The organism is Streptomyces sp. NPDC025806, assembly GCF_055558275.1.
The window spans coordinates 1-18027 of record NZ_JBVHMU010000040.1; the positions used below are offsets into that span (position 1 = coordinate 1).

General features: G+C 74.1%; 13 protein-coding genes. 9 read left to right on the plus strand and 4 right to left on the minus strand.

From position 1 onward, the window contains the following. Nucleotides 1–263: 263 nt before the first annotated feature. The 3 genes from ACZ4E1_RS39620 to ACZ4E1_RS39630 all read left to right on the plus strand — a co-directional run bounded on the left by ACZ4E1_RS39620 (nucleotide 264) and on the right by ACZ4E1_RS39630 (nucleotide 3892). Complete coding sequence (locus tag ACZ4E1_RS39620) at nucleotides 264–1610, plus strand: peptidoglycan recognition protein family protein (RefSeq protein WP_467548754.1); 1347 nt, start codon at nucleotides 264–266, stop codon at nucleotides 1608–1610. A 100-nt stretch (nucleotides 1611–1710) separates the two neighbouring features. After that, nucleotides 1711–2793 carry a mannose-1-phosphate guanylyltransferase gene (manB, locus tag ACZ4E1_RS39625; RefSeq protein ID WP_467548756.1) on the plus strand — a complete coding sequence of 361 codons (1083 nt, stop codon included), beginning with the start codon at nucleotides 1711–1713 and terminating at the stop codon, nucleotides 2791–2793. Nucleotides 2794–2866: 73 nt separating this feature from the next. Further along, complete coding sequence (locus tag ACZ4E1_RS39630; RefSeq protein ID WP_467548758.1) at nucleotides 2867–3892, plus strand: DNA-3-methyladenine glycosylase family protein; 1026 nt, start codon at nucleotides 2867–2869, stop codon at nucleotides 3890–3892. A 252-nt stretch (nucleotides 3893–4144) separates the two neighbouring features. Here the strand turns inward: ACZ4E1_RS39630 and ACZ4E1_RS39635 are convergent, their stop codons facing one another. The 3 genes from ACZ4E1_RS39635 to ACZ4E1_RS39645 are packed head-to-tail and all read right to left on the minus strand — an operon-like array spanning nucleotide 4145 to nucleotide 6975. Continuing rightward, nucleotides 4145–5452 carry a coenzyme F420-0:L-glutamate ligase gene (locus ACZ4E1_RS39635; protein ID WP_467548760.1) on the minus strand — a complete coding sequence of 436 codons (1308 nt, stop codon included), beginning with the start codon at nucleotides 5450–5452 and terminating at the stop codon, nucleotides 4145–4147. Next, nucleotides 5449–6417: a 2-phospho-L-lactate transferase gene (gene cofD / locus ACZ4E1_RS39640; protein ID WP_467548762.1), complete on the minus strand. Its 969-nt coding sequence runs from the start codon at nucleotides 6415–6417 to the stop codon at nucleotides 5449–5451. Before cofD ends, ACZ4E1_RS39635 begins: the two co-directional genes overlap by 4 nt. Before the next feature lie 33 nt (nucleotides 6418–6450). Continuing rightward, nucleotides 6451–6975, minus strand: coding sequence for a cysteine dioxygenase (locus tag ACZ4E1_RS39645; protein WP_467548764.1), 525 nt, complete (start codon nucleotides 6973–6975; stop codon nucleotides 6451–6453). Nucleotides 6976–7651: 676 nt separating this feature from the next. Between ACZ4E1_RS39645 and ACZ4E1_RS39650 the strand changes: the two genes are divergently transcribed. The 3 genes from ACZ4E1_RS39650 (at nucleotide 7652) to ACZ4E1_RS39660 (ending at nucleotide 13314) form a co-directional block, all read left to right on the plus strand. Then, on the plus strand, nucleotides 7652–7915 hold the full coding sequence (locus ACZ4E1_RS39650; RefSeq protein WP_018533570.1) for a WhiB family transcriptional regulator: 264 nt from the start codon (nucleotides 7652–7654) through the stop codon (nucleotides 7913–7915). Nucleotides 7916–8146: 231 nt separating this feature from the next. Continuing rightward, a complete protein-coding gene (locus ACZ4E1_RS39655) occupies nucleotides 8147–11815 on the plus strand; it encodes a glycosyltransferase family 2 protein (protein ID WP_467548767.1) in 3669 nt (1222 codons plus the stop codon). Beyond that, entirely contained in the window at nucleotides 11812–13314 is a 1503-nt protein-coding gene (locus tag ACZ4E1_RS39660; RefSeq protein WP_467548769.1) for a DUF5719 family protein, read from the plus strand. Before ACZ4E1_RS39655 ends, ACZ4E1_RS39660 begins: the two co-directional genes overlap by 4 nt. Nucleotides 13315–13353: 39 nt before the next feature. Here the strand turns inward: ACZ4E1_RS39660 and ACZ4E1_RS39665 are convergent, their stop codons facing one another. Then, the gene (locus tag ACZ4E1_RS39665) at nucleotides 13354–13821 is read right to left on the minus strand and encodes a metallopeptidase family protein (RefSeq protein ID WP_467548770.1); all 468 of its coding nucleotides are present in this window, start codon (nucleotides 13819–13821) and stop codon (nucleotides 13354–13356) included. A gap of 333 nt (nucleotides 13822–14154) precedes the next feature. Between ACZ4E1_RS39665 and ACZ4E1_RS39670 the strand changes: the two genes are divergently transcribed. The 3 genes from ACZ4E1_RS39670 to ACZ4E1_RS39680 all read left to right on the plus strand — a co-directional run bounded on the left by ACZ4E1_RS39670 (nucleotide 14155) and on the right by ACZ4E1_RS39680 (nucleotide 17831). Then, nucleotides 14155–14532, plus strand: a complete 378-nt coding sequence (locus ACZ4E1_RS39670; RefSeq protein ID WP_384616421.1) for a DUF3499 domain-containing protein — start codon at nucleotides 14155–14157, stop codon at nucleotides 14530–14532. 200 nt (nucleotides 14533–14732) lie between these two features. Continuing rightward, nucleotides 14733–16349 (plus strand): L-lactate permease, encoded by a 1617-nt coding sequence (locus tag ACZ4E1_RS39675; RefSeq protein WP_467548791.1) that lies wholly within the window; start codon nucleotides 14733–14735, stop codon nucleotides 16347–16349. Nucleotides 16350–16466: 117 nt separating this feature from the next. Then, nucleotides 16467–17831: a phosphomannomutase/phosphoglucomutase gene (locus ACZ4E1_RS39680; protein WP_467548773.1), complete on the plus strand. Its 1365-nt coding sequence runs from the start codon at nucleotides 16467–16469 to the stop codon at nucleotides 17829–17831. The last annotated feature ends 196 nt before the right edge of the window (nucleotides 17832–18027 follow it).

An 18027-nucleotide genomic window follows, 5' to 3' on the forward strand; every position in this document is an offset into this window, starting at 1 on the left:
ATGCATGCCCTTCGGGCGCATTTCCCCGATGCGCCACCGCCCGATGGAGATCGCGCACGAAGTGCGCATCTCCAGGGGCGCGGGGAACTGCGCGACCAGCCCCCACCGGCCCGCACCCGGCGACACGCGGATCGGCCCCTCGCCGAGGCCCCGCCCGGCGACACACGGACGGCCCCCTGACGCGGCCCCCGCCTGGCCCAATGGGGCCCCCGGATGATGCACCCCGATGGCCAGCGCAGCGCCCCCGTGCAGAAATGTTCCGCATGCGTGGATTCCTTGCCTCCGCGGTCGGCGTCAGCTGTGCGGCCGCCCTCGCCCTCCCCCTGACCCTGCCCGCCACGACCGCCGCCGCGGCCCCCGCGACCCCGACCCAGGAGTCGATCCCCGGCAGCACCCAGTCCCTCCCGCTGGCCCCGCTCACCGCGGATCGCGCCGCGGGTGGCGCCGCCCGGCAACAGGGTCTGCCCCAGCGCGACGTCCGCCCGTTCTCCCTGGTCGGCGTCGTCTGGAACGACCCGTCCGTCGCCCTGCACGGCCAGGTCCAGGTCCGCACCCGGGCGACCGGCACCACCACCTGGTCGGCCTGGCAGGACGTCGAGACGCACAACGACGACGCCCCGGACCCCGGCACCGCCGAGTCCTCCGGCCGCACCCAGCGCGGCGCCACCGCCCCGCTCTGGGTCGGCGACTCCGACGGCGTGGAGGTCCGCGTCCAGGCCGGCGGCGCGCCGGGGGCCTCCGACCGCGGCGACGCCACGGCCGAGCCGCTCCCGCAGGGCCTGCGCCTGGAACTCGTGGACCCGGGCGACGAGCCCGCCCAGGGCGCCCCCGCGGACGCCCCCCGGGCCAACGCCCTGACCGCCGAGACGGCCGCCGCCTCCGCCGTGAACGCGGAGCTCGCCCCGCTCGGCGCCACCGAGATCCCCGCGCTGACCAAGCGGCAGACCGAGGACGCCCTGATCAGCGCCCGCGGCGGCGACGTGGCGGGGGCCCAGGCCCGCCCGTACATCGGCCCGCGCCCCTCCATCGTGACCCGCAAGGGCTGGGGCGCGGACGAGACGCTGCGCGAGAGCCAGTTCCTGTACACGAATTCGGTCAAGGCGGCGTTCGTCCACCACAGCGCCTCGGGCAACAACTACCGCTGCTCCCAGGCCCCTTCCGTCATTCGCAGTATCTACCGCTACCACGTGAAGAGCAGCGGCTGGCGTGACATCGGCTACAACTTCCTCGTGGACAAGTGCGGCACCATCTACGAGGGCCGGGCCGGCGGCGTCGCGAAGCCCGTCATGGGCGCCCACACCCTCGGCTTCAACACCAACACCATGGGCATCGCGGTCCTGGGCTCGTTCGGCAGCTCCAACCCGCCCGCCGCCGCCGTGAAGGCGATCTCCCGGCTGACCGCCTGGAAGCTCGGCCTGTACGGAGCCGACCCGAACGGCTCGACATACCTCACCTCCGCGGGTGGAAATCTGTACAGCAAGGGAAAGAATGTGCGGCTGAAGGTGATCTCCGGCCACCGGGACGGCTTCGCAACCGAATGCCCGGGACGGCGTCTCTACAACCAGCTCGGCACCGCCCGCACGACGTCCGCGCAGCTCCAGGGGCGCTGACACGCCGGACACGGGCCGGCCCGGGCACCTCGAACGGTCTGCATACACTGGCCGGCCGAAAGACAGTTCGGCCGGCCCCAGCAGGAAGCAGAGACGACAGGTGACAGAAGCGATCCTCCTGGTCGGCGGCAAGGGCACCAGACTGCGGCCCCTCACGGTGAACACGCCGAAGCCGATGGTCCCGGCGGCCGGTGTGCCCTTCCTCACGCATCAGCTCGCCCGCGCGAGAGCGGCCGGCGTCGACCACATCGTCCTGGCCACCTCGTACCTGGCCGAGGTCTTCGAGCCGTACTTCGGCGACGGCTCCCGCCTCGGGCTCCACCTGGAGTACGTCACCGAGGTCGAGCCCCTCGGCACCGGCGGCGCCATCCGCAACGTGGCCCCGCGGCTGCGCTCCGGACCCGACGACCCGGTCCTCATCTTCAACGGCGACATCCTCACCGGCCTCGACATCGGGGCCCTCGTCCACGAGCACGAGTCGACCGGCGCGGACGTCTCCCTGCACCTCTCGCGGGTCGAGGACCCCCGCGCGTTCGGCCTCGTCCCCACGGACGGCACCGGACGCGTCACGGCGTTCCTGGAGAAGCCCCAGACGCCCGAGGAGATCGTCACCGACCAGATCAACGCCGGTGCCTACGTCTTCCGCCGCTCGGTGATCGACACGATCCCGACGGGCCGCCCCGTCTCGGTGGAGCGTGAGACGTTCCCGGGGCTGCTCGCCGACGGCGCCCACCTCCAGGGCATGGTCGACTCGACGTACTGGCTCGACCTCGGCACCCCGCAGGCCTTCGTGCGCGGCTCCGCCGACCTCGTCATGGGCCGCGCCCCGTCCCCGGCGGTCCCCGGCCGGCGCGGCGAACGACTCGTGCTGCCGACGGCCGAGGTCGCCCCGGACGCCAAGCTCACCGCCGGCACGGTCGTCGGCGAGCACGCGCGCGTGGGCGAGGGCGCCCGGGTCACCGGCTCGGCGATCCTGGCCGGCGCGGTGGTCGAGCCCGGCGCGGTGATCACGGACTCCCTGATCGGCCGCGGCGCCCGTGTGGGTGCCCGCACGGTCCTCTCGGGGGCCGTCGTCGGGGACGGGGCGCAGGTCGGCGCGGACAACGAGCTCCGCGAGGGCGTCCGGATCTGGTGCGACGCGACGATCCCGGACGCGTCGATCCGCTTCTCCTCGGACCAGTAGCCGCGAAGGCCCCTCCCGCGTGACCTCGGCGACATCCGCCGCACCCCGGAGGGGCCCGGGCTACGCTCGTGAGATGGCCGGCCGCCGATACGTCCCGAACCCCGCACCGCGGCAGACCCGCACCACGGTCCGCGGCGGCGAGACCCACGTACCCCGGCCCACCCACGCCCCGGCCGCCTCCACGGCCGCGTCCCGCGTCTACGCGCCGCCGGCCCCCGTCCACCTGGGCCTCACACTCGGCCCCCTGCGCCGCGGCCCCGCGGACCCCACCTTCCGTACGACCCCGGACGGCTCCGTGTGGCGCACGAGCCGCACCCCCGAGGGCCCCGCGACGCTCCGGGTCACCCAGCGGGCCGACGACACGTTCGAGGCGACGGCCTGGGGACCGGGCGCGCAGTGGTTCCTGGACCAACTCCCGTCCCTGCTCGGCGCGTTGGACGACCCTGCGCCCTTCGAGCCGCGCCACCGCCTGGTCGCGCAGACGGCCCGCAGACGGCAGGGCCTGCGCCTGACCCGGACCGGCCTGGTCCTGGAGTCGCTGATCCCGTCGATCCTGGAACAGAAGATCACGACGGACGAGGCCTACCGCGCCTGGCGCCTGCTCCTCCACAAGTACGGCGACCCGGCCCCGGGCCCGGCCGGCGGCGACCTGCGCATGCGGGTCGTGCCGGACCCGTACACCTGGACCAGGATCCCGTCCTGGGAGTGGCACAAGGCGGGCGTCGACAACAAGCGCGCGTCGACGATCCTGCGCGCCGCGAAGGTCGCCCGCCGCCTGGAGGAGGCGGCGCACATGGACCCGCCCGCCGCCCGCGCCCGCCTCGAACTCGTCCCCGGCATCGGCCCCTGGACCTCCGCCGAGACGGTCCAGCGGACGAACGGCGCCCCCGACGAGGTCACCACGGGAGACCTGCACCTGCCGGGCATCGTCGGCCACGCCCTCGCCGGCCACCGCGACGCCACGGACGCCGACATGCTCGAACTCCTGGCCCCCTACGCCGGCCAGCGCCACCGGGCGGCCCGCCTGATCCTCCTCAGCGGCATCTCCCCACCACGCCGCCAGCCGAAGATGAGGCGAGTGAACATCGCGGAGTGGTGAGCCCCCGACCCCATCCAGCGACTCCGTCGCGGGGCGCGACCGATTTGCCCCTGGTGGCGCACGAAGTGTGCCTCCCAGGGGCGCGGGGCTGTACCCGTTCAGCGACTCCGTCGCGGGGCGCGACCGATTTGCCCCTGGTGGCGCACGAAGTGTGCCTCCCAGGGGCGCGGGGAACTGCGCGAGAAGCCCCACCGGCCGGACGCCGGCGACGATGATCAGCCCCTACGGCGGCGCCCCCGCCATGGACGAGGCCTACCGAACCTCGACGAACTCCGAGACAATCCGCTCCGGCCGCCCCGCAGGGACCCGCGCAGGGTGTCCGACAGCAACCGCCCCCATCGGATCCCAACCCCCTGGAAGGTCGAGCACCCCGCGCACGACATCCCGGCAGAACATGGTCGACGACACCCACGCGGAGCCGAGCCGCTCCCCGGCCAGCGCCACCAGAAAATTCTGCACGCCCGCCCCGGCGGCGACGACGAACATCTCCCGCTCGGCCGCGTCCCGCTGCACGTCCCCGTACGTGTGCGCCCCGTCCATGACGAGGCACGGCACGACCAGGTACGGAGCGTTGCGCAGCACGTCGCCGCGCCGCACCCGCTTCTCGATGGACTCCTCGCTCTTGCCGTCCCGGCGCAGGTCCGCGACCCACGCGTCCCGCATCGCGTCGAGCAGCTTCGTGCGCGAGGCGGCCGATTCGAGCAGGACGAACCGCCAGGGCGTCGTGTGATGCGGCGCGGGCGCGGTCACGGCCGCGGCGACGGCGCGGCGCACCGCCCCGGGGTCGACGGCCTCGTCCGTGAAGGCCCGCACGGTACGCCGCTGCGTCACCGCTTCGCGTACGGCCTCCGAGGCGCCGAGCCGGAACATGTCGTCGTGGGCGACACGCACCAACTCCCGTGCGGAGCCGCCCTGTTCGCCCGCGGCGGTGACGCCGGGCAGGCCGCGTACGACGGCGACGGGCAGGCCGCCGGCCTTGCCCTTGACGAGGTCGCCCGCGGCGGCCAGCTCGTCGGCGGTCGCCACGACGGTCGCGCTCAGTGGATTGCCGTGCGCGTCCGTGCCGCCGCGCAGGTCGTCGAGGACCCGCACCCCGGCGGCGCCGATGGCGACGTCCGTCAGTCCGTTGCGCCACGGGCGGCCGAAGGTGTCCGTCACGACGACGCCGACGTCCACGCCGAGCGCGGCGCGCACCCCGGCGCGGATCGAGGCCGCCGACGCGTCCGGGTCCTCGGGCAGCAGCAGCACCGTGCCGGCCGGCGTGTTCGACGCGTCGACCCCGGCGGCGGCCATCACCAGGCCCAGCCGGTTCTCCACGATGCGCAGGGGGCCGCGGCGGGCCACGACCCGTACGGTCTCGGCGTCGATCGCGGCCTCGCGGTCGTCGGCCCGCACGATCCGGCCCTCGGCCTTGCTGACGATCTTCGAGGTGACCAGGAGGACGTCACCGTCGGCGAGGTCCGGCTCGGCGGCGACGATCAGCGCGGCGAGATCGGCGCCCTCGGTGACCTCGGGTATGCCGGGGACCGCCCAGGCCCGGAAGGACGGCGCGTCGCTCACGAGGCCCGGACCTCCTCGGCGAGGGCGAGCGCGGCGCGCGCCATGTCGGCGGCGGCCAGCCCCTCCGCGGGGTCGGTCATCATCAGGGGCACGGCCCGGCACCGGATGCCGGCCGCCTCGACGCGCTCCACGGCGCCCTCGTCCACGGTGTCCACGAGCCAGCCGTCGAGCAGCCCCGACCCGTAGTGCTCGGCGACGGCGGCGGCGCTGGACTCGACGCCGACGGCGGCCAGCACCTTGTCGGCCATGCCGCGCACCGGCGCGTCCCCGACGATGGGGGAGAGGCCGACGACCGGCACGCCCGCGTCGGCGATGGCCTCGCGGACGCCGGGCACGGCGAGGATCGTGCCGATGCTGACCACCGGGTTCGACGGCGGGAAGAGGATCACGTCGGCCTGGGCGATCGCCTCCAGGACGCCGGGCGCGGGCTTGGCGGCCTCGGCGCCGACCGGCACGATCGCGTGCGCGTCGACGGAGGCGCGCAGCTTCACCCAGTACTCCTGGAAGTGCACGGCGCGGCGCTCGCCGTCGAGCGTGACGGCGACGTGCGTCTCGACGCGGTCATCGGACATCGGCAGCAGCCGCACGCCCGGCTTCCAGCGCTCGCACAGCGCTTCGGTGACGGCGCTGAGCGGGTATCCGGCGCCGAGCATCTGCGTGCGCACGATGTGGGTCGCGAAGTCCCGGTCGCCGAGCCCGAACCACTCGGGTCCGACCCCGTACGCCGCGAGCTCCTCCTTGACCCGGTGCGTCTCGTCGGTACGCCCCCAGCCCTGCTCCTCGTCGATGCCGCCGCCCAGGGTGTACATCACCGTGTCGAGGTCGGGACAGACCTTGAGGCCGAAGAGGTGGATGTCGTCCCCGGTGTTGCCGATGACCGTGATGTCCGCGTCCGGGGCGGCCCGCTTGAGACCGCGAAGGAACCGGGCACCACCGATGCCGCCTGCCAGAACCACAATGCGCATGGCCCCAGCATCGCAGGCGTCACCGACAGTGCGTCAGCTGGTCCCGGTCAGTTCGATCTCGGCCACCGCGTCGCGGCCCGCCTCGGTGGAGCAGGCGGCCGAGTGCATCGGCATCTCGGTGAGGCCCGGGTAGTACACGTGCAGGCTGACGGCCGGCTCCAGGGAGTCGTTGGCGACCTCGTGGACGTACCCGGGGGCGAAGACGCGCTGCGCACCGGCCGCGAGCGTGTGGGTGCCCCGCTCCGTACGCTCCGTCAGCTCGCCCTCCAGGAGGGTCAGGACGCCGGAGGAGAGCCCGTGGTCGTGCAGCCCGCTGCCCTGTCCCGGCACCCAGGAGAGCAGCCACACCTCGTAGCCGGGCCCGGTGCGCAGCCGGTGGTACCAGCGGGTCGTCGCGTCGTACTCGACGAGGTGCTCCCACTGGGAGCGGTCGGCGGCGATGGAGCGGGCGAGCCCGGCGAACTCGGCCACGGTCTGCGGGTGCTCGCGCGCGGGCTGCAGCAGGTGCTGGACTTCGAGGATGTCGCCGGCGATCTGGAGGTCGCTGTCGCTGTTCATGGGGGTGTGTGGGTCCTCAACGGGGAGTGCGGGGTTGCCCCGCCCGGGCGGGGGCGAAGGGCCGTACAAGGAGAGAGGAGATGCGGCGTCGGAGCACGAGAGGCTCTACGACACACCAGCTGGGGATCGTCTCGATCGTCAGCAGCTGGGACAGCAACAGCAACAGCACGCGCGCGCAGCGGTGACGGACCCGGCGGTGCGGGGCGTCGACAGCGGCAGGTTCGCGAGCATGCCCACCAGGACACCGGGTACAAGGTGCCGCTGTCAACCCAATGTCCGGATGGTGGGAAATGTTTCACCTCATCCGGTATCCCTCGCAGGCGAAAGGTTTGTGCAGGGCTCGCACCGGACATGTGGCGCAGCAACCCGGCGGGCAAACGTCGTTGTCATCCTGTGATCCGAATGTGATCAGGTTCGCTTCCGTCTGCACGCCGGAACGAGATCGATCTCTGCGACGTCCTTTCTGGTGACGGGATGCGCCGCTGGCAAGTGTCACGGTTTTTGCCGATTTGAACACTTTCCGCATAGCCTTGGTTCCGCAGAGTGAATAAGGGGCCCAATAGCAGATCCCGGCTTGACTGCCCCGGATCGGCACACTTGTAATTTCACTCGTGTCGTTCAGCCGAATCGGTAACGGCAACATCACGGGGACGCACGGACGGACGAGGGGCGCACTATGACCGAGTCGTTTACGGATCTGCTGGTCGAGGACGCGGAAGAGGAACTCGGCTGGCAGGAGCGCGCACTGTGCGCACAGACCGACCCGGAGTCCTTCTTCCCTGAGAAGGGCGGCTCCACGCGGGAGGCCAAGAAGGTCTGCCTGGCGTGCGAGGTCCGCTCCGAATGCCTCGAGTACGCACTCGCCAACGACGAGCGGTTCGGCATCTGGGGCGGCCTGTCCGAGCGGGAGCGCCGCCGGCTGAAGAAGGCCGCCGTCTAGCTCGCGGCACCTTCGCGCGCAGGCCCGCACAGGCTCGCGCACCGCTTTGCTCACCGCTTCGCTCACAGCTTCGAGAACGCGGTACTCACGGCCCGTCGCCGGTGGTTGTCCACAGGCGGCGGGCCGCCGTTGTTGCCAGCCGTTAGTGTGGGGCCCCGTCCGAGACGCCACCGTGTCCCCAGCGGACACAGGCGTCCACCGCAGTCCAGACGAACCGGGGCCCGTACCTCGATGTCCGTGCACAGCCATTCGGCAGGCCAGTTCGGCGCTGCCGCCGCCGCGTTCAACCCGGGGCCGCAAGCGGGGTCCGACCCGAGCGGCGCTCCCGAGTTCCCCAGGCATGTCGTCACCGCCGTCCTCGTCTCGCACGACGGAGCCCGCTGGCTGCCCGATGTCCTGACGGGACTGCTCGGCCAGGAGCGCCCCGTGCAGAACGCGGTGGCGGCCGACACCGGCAGCGCCGACGCGTCCGCCGCCCTGGTCGCCCAGGCCCTCGGCGACGAGCGCGTCCTGCACCTCGCCCGCCGCACCGGCTTCGGCCAGGCCGTCGAGGAAGCCGTGCGCGGCGCCGGCGTGCTCACCCCCGAAGAGCTGCCGTACCTCAAGCGCCCCAGCGGCTGGGACCCCGTCAGCCGCTCCTGGCGCGACGACGCCTACGACCTGCCCGACCTGCCGCACGGCGCACCCGAGCAGTGGCTGTGGCTGCTGCACGACGACTGCGCGCCCGAACCCGACGCGCTCGCCCAGATGTTGCGCGTCGTCGAGGCGGAGCGCGAGGCCGGCGCCGACGTCGCGATCGTCGGCCCCAAGCTGCGCGGCTGGTACGACCGCAGGCAACTGCTCGAAGTCGGCGTCTCCATCGCCCACTCCGGCCGCCGCTGGACCGGCCTCGACCGCCGCGAGCAGGACCAGGGGCAGCACGACCACGTGCGGCCCGTCCTGTCCGTGTCCACCGCCGGCATGCTCGTGCGCCGCGACGTCTTCGAGCAGCTCGGCGGCTTCGACCGCCGACTGCCCCTCATGCGCGACGACGTCGACCTGTGCTGGCGCGCCCAGGCCGCCGGACACCGCGTCCTCGTCGCCCCCGACGCCGTCGTGCGGCACGCCGAGGCCTCCTCGCGCGAGCGCCGCACCGTCGACTGCGTCGGCCGCACCGCCACCTCGCCCCACAAGGTCGACAAGGCGGGCGCCGTCTACACCCTGCTCGTCAACGCGCGCGGGGCGGCGCTCCCCTGGGTGCTGCTCCGCCTCGTCTTCGGCACCGTGCTGCGCACCCTCGCCTACCTCGTCGGCAAGGTGCCGGGCCAGGCCTTCGACGAGATCACCGGCCTGCTGTCCACGCTGCTGCGGCCCGGCCGGATCCTCGCCGCGCGCAAGCACCGCGGCAAGGGCACCGTCGACGCCAAGGAGCTGCGGCCGCTGTTCCCGCCGCCCGGCGCCACCGTCCGGCACACCGTCGAGCAGGTCGCCGGCAGCCTCTTCGGCGGCTCCGAGCCGGAGACCACCACGGCGGGCCGACACGGCGGCGGCGGACTCGAACCGCCGTCCGGCGACGACGACTTCATCCAGGTCGAGCGGTTCGCCCGGCTCAAGCGCATCGCCCGCAACCCGGGCCCGATGCTCCTGGTCATCCTCCTGTTCATCTCCCTGGTCGCCTGCCGCGAACTGCTCGGCAGCGGCGCCCTCACCGGCGGCGCCCTGCTGCCCGCCGCCGGCGACGCCGCCGCCCTCTGGTCGCGCTACCTGGACGGCTGGCACGCCACCAGCACCGGCGGCACCCAGGCCGCACCCCCGTACCTCGCGATCGTCGCCGCCCTCGCCTCCGTGTTCCTGGGCTCCACCGGACTCGCGCTCACCGTGCTGCTCGTCGGCTCGGTACCGCTCGCCGGGTTCGCCGCGTACTTCGCCTCCCGGCCGCTCGTCGAGTCGCGCCTGCTGCGCGCCTGGGCGGCCGTCGCCTACGCGTTCCTGCCCGCCGCCACCGGCGCCCTCGCCGGAGGACGCGTCGGCACCTCGGTCCTCGCCGTCCTGCTGCCGCTCATCGCGCGCGCCGGCCTGTCGGCCTCGGGCCTCGCGAACAGCAAGGGCGCGCGGGGCAGTTGGCGCGCCACCTGGGCCTTCGCCCTGCTGCTCACCATGGCGACGGCGTTCACCCCGATCGTCTGGCCCATCGCCCTCGTCCTCGGCGTCGCGCTCCTCGTGGTGCGCCGCGACGACATCACCGCGTACGGTCTGCGCCTGCTGGCCGCGCTCGGCACCCCGCTGCTGATGCTCGCCCCGTGGTCGCTGTCCCTGCTCCCGTTCGGCTTCTTCAAGGAGGCCGGTCTGCCCTACGGGAAGGGCTCGGCGTCCCCGCTCGGACTGCTCGGCGCCTCGCCCGGCGGCCCCGGCACCACGGGCAGCCTCCTGCTCATCGGCATCGTCCTCGCCGCCCTCGCCGCCCTGCTGCGCCAGGAGCGCCGTCTGGCGATCCTGACGGCCTGGACCGCCGCCTTCACGGGCCTCGTCTTCGCGATCCTGTCCGACGGATCGACGTGGGCGGGCCCCGCCACCCTCGTCTACGGCCTCGGCCTCCTCGCCGCGGCCGTCCTCGGCGCCGACGGCGCCCGCTCGCGCGTCGCCGAGCAGAGCTTCGGCTGGCGCCAGCCGGTCGCCGCCCTCGTCGCGTTCGCCGCGGCCGGCGGACCGCTGCTGCTCGCCGCCGGCTGGATGATCGCCGGAGCCGACGGTCCCCTGGAGCGACGCGACCCGGTGCAGGTGCCCGCGTTCGTCGCCGAGGAGGCCGGCACCCGTGACCAGGCCCGCACGCTCGTCCTGGCCGGCTCCACCGGAGAGGTCTCGTACTCGCTGGTGCGCGGCGCCGGCGCCCGGCTCGGCGACGGCGAACTGACCGAGGCCGCGGGCGTCAACGCGAAGCTCGACAAGGTCGTCGCCAACCTGGTCGCCGGCTCCGGCGCCGACCAGGCCGACCAGCTGGGCGGCTTCGCCGTCCGCTACGTCCTCGTACGGGACGGAGCGCCCCGTGAGATGGGCCGCGTCCTGGACGCGACGCCCGGCCTGACCCGGCTCAGCCAGCAGGACGGCACCGCCCTGTGGCGCGTCGACCGGCAGGTGGCGCGCGCGGTGCTGCTGCCGACCGCCGCCACCGGCTCCACCTCGGAGCAGGCCAGGCCCGTCGCCGCGGGCCCCGTCGACGTGCACACCGACGTGCCCGCCGGCCCCCAGGGCCGCGTGCTGCGCCTCGCCGACGAGGCCGCCGAGGGCTGGACCGCCACGCTCGACGGCACGGCCCTGAAGCCGGTCACCGTCGACGGCTGGGCCCAGGGCTTCGAACTGCCCGCGTCCGCCGGCCGCCTGGACGTCACCTACGACGCCCCGCTCACCCACACCGCCTGGCTGTGGGCCCAGGGCGCCCTCACGCTCGTCCTGATCGTGCTCGCCCTGCCGGGCCGCCGCCGCGACGTCGACGACGACCTCCCCGAGGAGGACGTCGCCGTGCCCGCGCAGGCCGTCGAGGGCGAGGGCCGCCGCGCCCGCAGGCTGCGCGCCCAGGCCGAGGCCGAGGCCGCGCAGAACGCGGCAGCCGACGAGGCGCCGCCCGCCCCGGAGGAGCCCGCGCCCGTCCCGCAGCAGGCCTACGCCGAGTGGGACCAGCCCAGCTACGCGAATGCCGAGTACGACACCACCGCGTACGCGGCGGGCGAGCAGCAGCCGTACCAGGACGCCTCCTACGGATACGCCCCGCAGGCCGACCCCTACCAGGCGAACCAGTACGACCCGTACGCCTACGGGGGCACCTACGAGACGCAGGCCCCGTACGAGCCCTACGAAGCGACGCACGAGCAGCACGGCGACGGCACCGGCGCCGACCGTGAGCGCCCCGACGGGAGCCAGCAGTGAACCGCACGACCCTGTCCCTGATCGCCGCCACCGTGGCGCTCGCCGCCGTGACCGGTTTCGCCGGCGCGACCTCCGGCGGCGGCTCGGACGACGCGCCCGCCAAGGCCGCCGCCCGGCTGCCCGTCGAGCGCTCCAGCCTGCTGTGCCCCTCGCCCAGTGCGTCCGACCTGGCGGAGACCGCCTACGGGGCGTACACGCCGCCCTCGAAGGACACGGAGGACGGCGGCACGGCGCAGCTGCTGCCCGCCGGGACCGGCGCGGCCGACGGCGCGGACCAGGGCAAGAGCAAGGGCGACGACAAGAAGCAGAAGCCGGTCCTCACCCCGAAGGCGCCCGGCAAGCCCGTCGAGGGCGAGGCCGACGGCGCCGACGCCCCGGCCCTGATCGGCACCGCGGACGGCGCGCTGGCCCCCGGCTGGACCGTCCAGCAGACCACCTCCGTGAGCGCGGGAACGGGCCGCGGCCTGCTCGGCCTGAGCTGCTCCGCGCCCGACACCGACTTCTGGTTCCCGGGCGTCTCCACCGACGCGGACCGCAGCGACTATCTCCACCTCACGAACCCGGACGACGAGGCCGCGGTGGTGGACGTGCAGCTGGCGGGCCCCGACGGCGCGATCAAGTCCGACGTCGGCGAGGGCATCCAGGTGGGGCCGCACTCCAGCGTCCCGGTGCTCCTGTCGACGCTCACCGAGAAGCCGTACCCGAACCTGACGGCGCACGTCACCGCGCGCAGCGGCCGGGTCGCCGCCGCGGTGTCGGCCGCCGACGCCAAGCTGGGCGGCGACTGGCTGCCCGCGGCCGCCGACCCGGCGGGCACGCTCGTGCTGCCCGGCGTCCCGAAGGACGCGACGGAAGCCCGCCTGGTGGTCTTCGCGCCCGGCCAGGACGACGCCGACCTGAAGGTGCAGCTCGCCACCGGCACCGGCCGGATCTCCCCGGCCGGGCACGCCACGCTGCACGTGAAGTCGGGCATGACGAGCGCGATCGACCTCGGTGCGGTCACGCGCGGGGAGCCGGGTTCGCTGATCCTGTCGCCCACCGAGGACTCGGTGCCGGTGGTGGCCGCGCTGCGCGTCACGCGCGGCAAGGGCGCGGACCAGGAGACCGCGTTCATCCCCGCGACCCGGGACATCGGCACGCGCGCGACGGTCGCCGGCAACCCGGCGAAGGGCGTCACGCTCGCGCTGACCGCCCCCGACGCGGCGGCGAAGGTCAAGGTCACCGCCTCCCCGGGCACCGGCGGCGGCACGGCGACCACGAAGGAGTACACGGTCAGGGCCGGGACGACCCTGTCGGTGGCCCCGCCCGTGCCGAGCGGCCTGAAGGGCACGTACGCGCTCACCGTGGAGCCCGTCTCGGGCGGTCCGGTGCACGCCTCGCGGACGCTGGCCGAGGAGCAGGACGGCGTGCCCGCGTTCACCGTCCAGACGCTCCCCGACGACCGCGGCACCGTGTTCGTGCCGCAGGCCGACGAGGACCTGGCGGTGCTGCAGCGGTAGCCGCGCGCGAGGCGGGGCCGCCGCGGTGGGCGCGGCGGCTCAGTCCTCGGCGTCCCCGTAGCGCGGGTCCACGGTCTCGGGGGTCAGCCCGAGCACCTCGGCGACCTGCTCGACCACCACGTCGTGCACCAGCGCCGCCCGCTCGTCGCGCCCCTTGCTGCGGATCTCCACGGGGCGCCGGTAGACGATCACGCGCGCGGGGTGGCTCTCCCGCGCCGGGACCACGCCGCCCAGCGGCACGGTGTCGCCGCCCCAGGCCTCGTCCTCGCGGGTCAGCCGCGGGACCTCCAGGACCAGGAAGTCGACCTCGGACAGCTGCGGCCAGCGCCGCTCCAGGCGCTCCACGGAGTCCTGCACGAGGTCCGCGAAGACCTCGGCCCTGCTCGCCGCCAGCGGCACCTGAGGCGGCGCCACGGGCCCGCGCATGCCGCGGCCGTGCCGGTCGCGGCGGCGCGGCGGGCGCGCCTCGCCAGGGGAGCGCGGTCCCTGATTGTCAGGACTTTCCATCACCGAGGCAGCGTAGTCCTCCGCGGCGGTGCGGGTCTCGGCGGCGCGGAGCGGCTCCGTTCGGGGCAGCCCGTGTCGTTTCCTGACCGATCAGGCCAATCTTGAGCTTGAACACGTTTCTTCCCCGGACCGCTGATCTCGCGGCTCCTGGCCGGATCTGCCCCGAATGGTGACCGGTTTCAAGTGGTCGCGGGGGCGTACGACCGGGGGTCCTCGCAGGTCACCGCGGGCGCCCCCGCAGGCCCGTGTGCGCCGTCTCACCACGCGACACGGTGGGGTGACCTCGGGGAGAGTCGTCGCGGCCCGCTCAAGAGTGCGGTACCGTCCAACATCGTGAGCCCTGTACGTCGCTGTTCGCGCACCGCTTGCGGCCGTCCCGCCGTCGCGACGCTGACGTACGTCTACGCCGACTCGACCGCGGTCCTCGGCCCCCTCGCCACCTACGCCGAGCCGCACTGTTACGACCTGTGCGCCGAGCACTCCGAGCGCCTCACCGCCCCGCGCGGGTGGGAGGTCGTCCGCCTCTCCGACGGCAGCGGCCCGAGCCGCCCCAGCGGGGACGATCTCGAAGCCCTCGCCAACGCCGTGCGCGAGGCGGCCCGCCCGCAGGAGCGCGTCGCCGAGGCCGGCGGCTCCGGCCCGCGCACCGCCGACCCGATGGAGGTCGCCCGCCGCGGCCACCTCCGCGTCCTGCGCTCGCCGGACAACTGACGCACCCGCTGCCCGCTGGTGAACCCGCGGGCCGCGCCGGACATCTGACGCCCCGCCGGCATCCGACCCTCGTCGCGCCATCTGCCCCCCCGTAGCGCCATCTGACGCACCGCCATTCGTGTCCCATGCGTTGACTCGTGTCGTCCAGTGACATGACCATGACGGCTCCGCACCTGACTCCGGGATTCCGGGAGGCGCACGTGTTCGTCCAGCAACTGGAGCCCGTCGGCGGCTCGCTCGGCCTGTCCGCCCTCGTCGCGACCCTGCCCCTCGTCACCGTCCTCGTCCTGCTCGGCGCCGTGCGCATGAAGGCCCACCGCGCGGGCCTCATCGGACTCGCCGTCGCCGTCCTCGTCGCCTGGCTCGCCTTCGGCATGCCGCTCGACCAGACCTTCGCCGGCGCCGCCCAGGGCGCCCTCTTCGGGCTCTTCCCCATCCTGTGGATCGTCGTCAACGCCCTGTGGGTGTACCGGATGACCGTCCGCACCCGGCACTTCGACATCCTGCGCCGCTCCTTCGGACGCCTCTCCGACGACCCGCGCATCCAGGCACTCGTCGTCGCCTTCTGCTTCGGCGCGCTCCTGGAGGCGCTCGCCGGGTTCGGCGCGCCCGTCGCCATCTGCGCCGTCATGCTCGTCGCGCTCGGCTTCGACCCGGTCAAGGCCGCCGTCGTCGCCCTCGTCGCCAACACCGCGCCCGTCGCCTTCGGCGCCATGGGCACCCCCGTCGTCACGCTCGCCCAGGTCACCGGCCTCCCGCTCGACTCCGTCGCCTCCGTGGTGGGCCGTCAGACCCCGCTGCTCGCCCTCGTGGTGCCGCTCGTGCTCGTCGGTCTCGTCGACGGGCGGCGCGGCCTGCGCGAGACGTGGGTGCCCGCACTCACCTGCGGCGTCGCCTTCGCCGCCGCACAGTTCACCGCCTCCAACTACGTGTCCGCGCAGCTCGCCGACATCGGGGCCGCTCTGATCGGCGCCGGCGCCCTGGTCGCCGTACCGCACGCGCGCCGGCCCGCCGCCGCGCCCGTACGCGCCGCCGTCCTCACCGGCGCGCGCAGCGAGGACCTCGACGAGGAGGACCCGCGCCGCGAGATCGTGCGCGCCTACACCCCGTACGCGCTGATCGTCGTGATCTTCTCCGTGGCGCAGATCCCCGCCGTCAAGGAGACCCTCGCCCGCGCCAACCGGGTCTTCGACTGGCCCTTCCTGGACGTCGCCGACCCCAGCGGCAAGCCGGTCGGCGGCAACCTGTTCACCCTGCCCCTCGTCTCCACCGGCGGCACCCTCGTGCTCCTCGCCGGCATCGGCACCGCCGTCGTCCTCGGTGTCCACGCACGCGTGGCCGTGCGCGAATGGCTCGGCACCGTCCACGAACTGCGCTTCGCGATCCTCACCGTGACGAGCGTGCTCGCGCTCGCCTACGTGATGAACCTGTCCGGGCAGGCCGCCACCATCGGGCACGCCGTGGCGGCGGCGGGCGCCGGGCTCGCCTTCCTGTCACCCGTCCTCGGGTGGTTCGGCGTCGCCGTCTCCGGCTCCGACACCTCCGCCAACGCCCTCTTCGGTGCCCTCCAGGTGACCGCCGCCCAGCAGTCCGGGCTCTCGCCCGAGCTCCTCGCCGCGGCGAACAGCTCCGGCGGCGTCCTCGGCAAGATGATCTCCCCGCAGAACCTCACCATCGCCTGCGCCGCCGTCGGCCTCGCCGGCAAGGAGGGCGACCTGCTGCGCAAGGTACTGCCGTGGAGCCTGGGCCTGTTGCTCGTCATGTGCCTGATCGTGCTGGGGCAGAGCACCCCCGTGCTGTCCTGGATGCTGCCGTGACCTGTGGTGATGCCGGGCGCCGCGCCGCCGGGGAGGAATGAGGGGTTCACGGTCCGCTGTCGGTACGGCCGGGTAGTTTGTGGGGTCCGAGAAGACTCCAGGAGGGCTGGGCCGGCCGTGGCTGCAGATCTGTCGACGATCGTGAAGGCGTACGACGTGCGCGGGGTGGTCCCGGACCAGTGGGACGAGGAGACCGCCGCGCTCTTCGGCGCCGCCTTCGTCCAGGTGACCGGCGCCGACGCGATCGTCGTCGGGCACGACATGCGCCCCTCCTCGCCCGGCCTGTCCGGCGCCTTCGCGCGCGGCGCCGCCGCACTCGGCGCCGACGTCACCGAGATCGGCCTCTGCTCCACCGACCAGCTGTACTACGCGTCGGGCGCGCTCGGCCTGCCCGGCGCCATGTTCACCGCCTCGCACAACCCGGCGCAGTACAACGGCATCAAGATGTGCCGGGCCGGCGCCGCCCCCGTCGGCCAGGACACCGGCCTCGCCGACATCCGCCGCCTCGCCGAGCAGTGGAGCGAGACCGGCGCCCCCGAGCCCGCCGCCACCCCCGGCACGATCACCCGGCGCGACACCCTCGACGCCTACGCGGCGCACCTGCGCGGTCTCGTCGACCTGAGCGGCATCCGCCCCCTCAAGGTCGTCGTGGACGCGGGGAACGGGATGGGCGGGCACACCGTCCCCACCGTCCTCGCCGGGCTGCCGCTCGACGTCGTACCGATGTACTTCGAGCTGGACGGGACCTTCCCGAACCACGAGGCGAACCCGCTGGACCCGGCCAACCTCGTGGACCTCCAGGCCCGCGTCCGCGCCGAGGGCGCCGACCTCGGCCTCGCCTTCGACGGCGACGCCGACCGCTGCTTCGTCGTCGACGAGCGCGGCGAGCCGGTCTCGCCGTCCGCCGTCACCGCCCTGGTCGCCGCGCGGGAGCTCGCGCGCAACGGCGGGACCGGCACGATCATCCACAACCTGATCACCTCCCGGTCCGTCCCCGAGGTCGTCCGCGAGCACGGCGGCACGCCCGTGCGCACGCGCGTGGGGCACTCGTTCATCAAGCAGGAGATGGCCACCAGCGGCGCGATCTTCGGCGGCGAGCACTCGGCGCACTACTACTTCAAGGACTTCTGGAACGCGGACACGGGCATGCTCGCCGCCCTCCACGTCCTCGCCGCGCTCGGCGGCCAGGCGGAGCCGCTCTCCTCCCTCGTCTCCTCCTACGACCGCTACGCGGGCTCCGGGGAGATCAACTCCACCGTCGCCGACCAGGCGGGCCGGCTCGCCGCGATCAAGGCCGCGTACGGCGACCGCGACGGCATCACCCTGGACGAGCTCGACGGCCTGACGGTGAGCGCCGCCGACTGGTGGTTCAACGTCCGCCCGTCGAACACGGAGCCGCTGCTGCGGCTGAACGCGGAGGCGCGGGACGCGGTGACCATGGAGAAGATCCGCGACGAGGCCCTCGCCCTGATCCGCGCCTAGCCCTGGTTCGGGGTACGGATGGTGGCCGCCGCCCTGGGCGCGGGATACGGATTCGGGGGCCCTCGCTACGGTCTGGCCGCCCTGGACACGGGGCCGCGCGTTTCCCTGCGCGGCACGCAGCCGCCCCGCCTCTGCCCGCCCCCTCCCGTCGGCCCGGCACCTGGCCTCGGGCAGCGCCTCAGCCCCGGTCATGCGT